This window comes from Streptomyces chilikensis, from assembly GCF_001642695.1.
Classification (GTDB): Bacteria; Actinomycetota; Actinomycetes; order Streptomycetales; family Streptomycetaceae; genus Streptomyces; species Streptomyces chilikensis.
Genome location: NZ_LWCC02000123.1, coordinates 1 through 1,354, shown reverse-complemented (window position 1 = coordinate 1,354; position 1,354 = coordinate 1). Strand labels below are relative to the sequence as shown.

1 pseudogene is annotated in these 1,354 nt (G+C 79.8%); it reads right to left on the bottom strand.

What is annotated here, in order from left to right:
• Positions 1-1,315: pseudogene (locus A2U95_RS26200) on the bottom strand (ABC transporter permease); the annotation flags it as partial.
• Positions 1,316-1,354 lie beyond the last annotated feature (39 nt).

Sequence of the window (1,354 nt, the reverse complement as noted above, 5' to 3'; positions counted from 1 at the left end):
CGGCCAGGCCCAGCGCCGCCGCGGGCACGGCGGCGACGGCGGTCTCGGCGAGCAGCCGGCCGGTCAGCGCGGGCAGCGAGGCGCCGCGGGCCCGCACCAGGGTGAGCTCGGTGCGGCGGCGGGCGGCGGCCAGCCCGCCGGTGAGCAGCATCACCGCCGCGGCGACCGTGCCGGCGCCGGCCGCGGCCACGGTGATCAGCGGGGCGACCGCGTCGCGCAGGCGGGTGTGGTCGGCGAGGACGGTGTCCAGCTCGGTCTCCGTCCCCGACAGGGGGACCGCCTCGCGCACCCGGTTGAGGCCGGGGCCGGACTCCAGGGAGGCGATCTCGGCGCGCAGCGCGGGCACCTGGCGGGCCTTCAGGCCGTCCAGCCGGGGCGGGAGGTTCCAGTAGGCGCTCACGGGCGCGTTGGTGCCGAGGATCGCGGGGCCCGCGTCGGGGGCGAGGAGCAGGGCCCCGAGCCAGTAGGCGTTGGGGTCGCCGGGGCCGGGTATCCGGGTCAGGGCGGGCGTGCGTAGCAGGGGCCGGGCGGACCAGTAGGCGCCGTCGGGGTCGACGGGGGAGAGGACGCCGGTGATCCGGACGACCAGCGGGCCGCGGTCGGGCGGGCCCGGGACGGCGACGGTCCGGCCGACGTCGATGTTCATCTTCTCGGCGGTCTCCCGCGAGACCGCCGCCTCGACCTCCCGGACGGCGGCGGTCACGGTGCCCGTGGACCGGGGGAGGCGGCCCTCGGCGATCCGTGAGTGGCCGGCCAGGTCCTGCGGGGCGACCAGGGTGATCTGCGGCGGGGCGGCGCCGAGGCGGGGGATCCACTCCTCGCCGACCGGCAGGCTGTCCCCGGCCGCCACTCCGTAGGAGACCTGGCCGCGATCGGTGACGAACGGCGCCCCGGGAACGGAGAGGAGCGCGTCCAGGCGGGCGCGCAGCGCGCCGGGCCGCAGGGCCGCCTCGCGGTCGGCCTGGGGCTGGTTGCGGTGCGACAGGGCGTGGACGTTGAGCACGGTCTCGGTGTCGCGGGCCCGCGCGAGGCTGTGCCGCAGGCCGGAGGTCTCGTGGCGGTCGAGGGCGAGCGGGAGGACCGCCGCCAGGAACGAGGTCAGCACCACCAGCAGGGCCGGCAGCCAGGCGGCCGAGGGCGCGGCGCGCAGGCGGGTGCGGACCCAGGGGGCGACCGGGGACGAGGCGGCGGACGCGGCCGGGGCGGTGGACGCGGCCGGGGCGGCCGGGGACGCGGAGCCCATCTCGGTGACCTCCGGGTCCGGGCGGTGCGGGCGGTCGGGACGGTCGGGGCGGTCCGGCGGGGGGAGGGGCATCTCAGTGACCGCCCCCGTCGCGCAGGGCCGCGGCCGGGG